Raw genomic sequence first — 3,051 nt, 5'->3', positions numbered from 1 at the left:
CAGGGCGCGAGCATACTTTTTAAAAGTCGATTGAATGGATACGAGAGACATGATCTAATTGGCTTTATTTTCCTTTTCCTTGCTCGCTTATGACCCTGATTGAACATTTATCCGTCGTGAAAGAAACCCGCTCTGATATCAATCGTCAGTATGATCTGGTTGATGTTATTTTCCTCGTGGTCAGTGCCATTATGGCGGGGGCCGAGGGCTGGCAAGATATTGAGACTTATGGCCGGGCTAAAATTAAGTGGCTGAGAGAATACCGCGACTTTCTCCATCGAATACCCTGTCGGCATACGATTGCGCGAATACTGCGTGCTATCGAACTGGATTCTTTACTGAAAGCGTTACTGAACTGGGTCAATGAACAGCGTGAGCTGGGCGGTAAACCGCTTGTCGCCTTTGACGGAAAAGTCCTGCGACGGGCTTATGTCATGCCTGCATCGATACATTTGTTTAATTGTTGTCGGAATTTTTTCTGATTTTTGGTTTCAACGACGGATAACAATCCCAATTCTGCATCCAGTGAATTGTCAGAAATTCGAAATCTGTTTTCATTCGCACGTAATTGGCGGCTGGTTTCATTCTGTCCAAAATTGACATACAGATCGTTAAAATCCGACTGGCTATCTTCGATGGTTGGGAAAATTGGTCGGGTACAGCGTACTGACGGGAATTTTTTCATGATCTCAATTCCCATTCTCAGCCCTGTGTTGGTCACGCTGAAAATATCAAAGATGCGATGGTTCACGCGTGGCGAGCGTATTTTGACTAAAAAATAACTTGAGTTTTATAGACTATAGTCTATTATTATTTATAGACTGTAATTTATAATCAGTGTTGAAATCGTAATAAATAGAGGGCGGCACGTGTGGAACGTGATAACAACTGAATTATTTGACCAATGGTTTGATGAACAATCTGATGAGTTACAGGAAGATGTTTTGGCCGCCATGCATATACTCAGTATTAAAGAGCCAATGCTGGGACGCCCGCTCGTAGACACCTTAAATGGCTCGCGATATCCAAATATGAAAGAATTGAGAATTCAACATCATGGTGATCCTATTCGAGCTTTTTTTGCATTTGATCCAAACCGTAACGCAATTGTGCTGTGTGCTGGTAATAAAATAGGAAAAAAACAAAAATTATTCTATGCAGAAATGATTAATACTGCTGATGAAAAATTTAAAATTCATCTAGAAAATTTGGAGAGATAAGATGGCCACTTTAACAGAACTGATGGCAAAACGAAGCCCTGAAAGTAGGGCCAGAATTAAAGAAAAAACAGCAGAATTACTGCTTGAAACACAACTGTACCAAATTCGTGCAGAACTAGAACTGTCACAAACTCAAGTGGCGAAAAACTTAGGGATTGCACAATCATCAGTTGCCGCTATTGAACAACGTGGAAATGAATTAAAAATATCTACATTGAAAAAATACATTGAATCTATGGGTGGCACAATGACACTAGGTGTGAAACTACCCGGCGGTAAATCAATGGATTTTTCTATTTAAAATGAGTGGGACCGCGGTCCCACTATTCTTCAATAATCTAACCACTCCCCAAACATTTAGGGCATTCCTGTACCGCCACCCGATCACCATGACAGACACCACAGGCCGATTCATCTGTTAAATCCACTCCAGTACCATGACACGGCACGCAGATTTGTTCAAATTCACCTGCCCCAATACATTCGTCGCAAATAGCTGAATTAGTCATAATTTCCCACATGAATTATTGATGTTGAGATGCTAATGCCGTAAAAAATTTGGGATTATCCTGAATGACCATCAAAACCTTTGCCGCTAGTCCTGTCGGGTTAGGTGCAGGGTGCGAGCATACTTTTTTAGCATCTCTTGAATGAAGGCAAATGACATGATCTAATGAGACTTATTTTCCTTCTTATTGCTGACCTATGACTCTAATTGAACACTTATCCGTTGTGAAAGAAACCCGCTCTGATATTAATCGTCAATACGATCTGGTTGATATTATTTTCCTCGTGGTCAGTGCCATTATGGCGGGAGCTGAAGGCTGGCAAGACATTGAGACTTATGGGCAAGCCAAAATTAAGTGGTTAAGGGAATACCGTGCCTTTCCCTATGGGATCCCCCGCCGACATACCATTGCGAGAATACTGCGGGCTATCGAGCCGGATTCTTTACTGGAAGCTTTACTGAACTGGGTTAATGAACAGCGTGAGCTGGGCGGTAAACCTGTCATCGCCTTTGACGGAAAAGTCCTGAGACGGGCCTACCGGAACGAAAAGAAAAATGCTGTCCAGCTGGTCACTGCCTATGACACCGAACGGGGATTAGTGTTGAGCCAGAAAGCCACAACCCCGAAAAACGGGGAAATCCATGTTGTTCGTCAAATGCTGGATATCCTGAATCTCAAAGGCAGTATTGTGACGCTTGATGCCCTGCATTGTCAGCGTGAAACACTGGAAAAAATCAGGGAAAAGAAAGCGCATGTGGTTGTCCAGGTAAAGAAAAATCAGCCTAAGTTATGGGCAGCTGTCCAGTCACAATTTCAATCGGTGTTTGATGCAGGCAAAGAACAGATTGTCACCGAAGTTAAGCAAGAAGCACATGGACGTAGGGAAGAGCGCTATGTTTTCCAGCTCAAACCTCGCTTTTCCCCGGAAATGGCAGAAACATGGCCAACCATTCGCAGTATCATTGCGGTTGAACGGCACCGGTCAGAAAACGGTAAAGGCACGGTAGATACGTCCTACTATATCAGCTCACTGTCTCCCCGGCACAAGTCATTAGGGCACTACATTCGCCAGCATTGGCGGATTGAGAATAGCCAGCATTATATCCTTGATGTGGTTTTTAAAGAGGATGATTCACGGATTATTCTGGACGGAGCCATTGAAAATTTAGCGTTATTCCGGCGTATCGTATTGAATATGGTCAAACAATGTGACTGTGGTGCTCCCAGCCAACGAAATAAACTCAAAAAAGCCGGCTGGAGCGATGATTATCGTGCACAAGTGTTCTTTGGATAGATATCAATCAAAGTATGCTCGCGCCCTG

Annotated in this window: 5 protein-coding genes and 1 pseudogene; 4 read left to right on the top strand and 2 right to left on the bottom strand. The window is 43.2% G+C overall.

All coding sequences use genetic code 11. The features are described 5' to 3' along the window. Positions 1–89: 89 nt before the first annotated feature. Positions 90–431: pseudogene (locus Xentx_RS17845) on the top strand (ISAs1 family transposase); the annotation flags it as partial. Here the strand turns inward: Xentx_RS17845 and Xentx_RS17840 are convergent. After that, on the bottom strand, positions 428–685 hold the full coding sequence (locus tag Xentx_RS17840; protein WP_208607605.1) for a hypothetical protein: 258 nt from the start codon (positions 683–685) through the stop codon (positions 428–430). The pseudogene Xentx_RS17845 and the gene Xentx_RS17840 sit on opposite strands and share 4 nt — an antisense overlap. A gap of 184 nt (positions 686–869) precedes the next feature. Here Xentx_RS17840 and Xentx_RS17835 point away from each other — a divergent pair, with 184 nt between their 5' ends. Further along, the gene (locus Xentx_RS17835; RefSeq protein WP_074021837.1) at positions 870–1,220 is read left to right on the top strand and encodes a type II toxin-antitoxin system RelE/ParE family toxin; all 351 of its coding nucleotides are present in this window, start codon (positions 870–872) and stop codon (positions 1,218–1,220) included. Between the two features lies 1 nt (position 1,221). Next, the gene (locus Xentx_RS17830) at positions 1,222–1,521 is read left to right on the top strand and encodes a helix-turn-helix domain-containing protein (RefSeq protein WP_074021836.1); all 300 of its coding nucleotides are present in this window, start codon (positions 1,222–1,224) and stop codon (positions 1,519–1,521) included. 37 nt (positions 1,522–1,558) lie between these two features. Here Xentx_RS17830 and Xentx_RS19275 read toward each other — a convergent pair whose 3' ends face one another. After that, positions 1,559–1,729, bottom strand: a complete 171-nt coding sequence (locus Xentx_RS19275; RefSeq protein ID WP_167366786.1) for a hypothetical protein — start codon at positions 1,727–1,729, stop codon at positions 1,559–1,561. 196 nt (positions 1,730–1,925) lie between these two features. On the opposite strand from Xentx_RS19275, the gene Xentx_RS17825 reads away from it, so the two are divergent. Further along, a complete protein-coding gene (locus Xentx_RS17825; RefSeq protein ID WP_074021835.1) occupies positions 1,926–3,023 on the top strand; it encodes an ISAs1 family transposase in 1,098 nt (365 codons plus the stop codon). Positions 3,024–3,051 lie beyond the last annotated feature (28 nt).

This window comes from Xenorhabdus thuongxuanensis (genome assembly GCF_001908095.1).
In the GTDB taxonomy this organism is placed as follows: Bacteria; Pseudomonadota; Gammaproteobacteria; order Enterobacterales; family Enterobacteriaceae; genus Xenorhabdus; species Xenorhabdus thuongxuanensis.
This window is presented reverse-complemented; position numbering and strand designations above follow the sequence as displayed.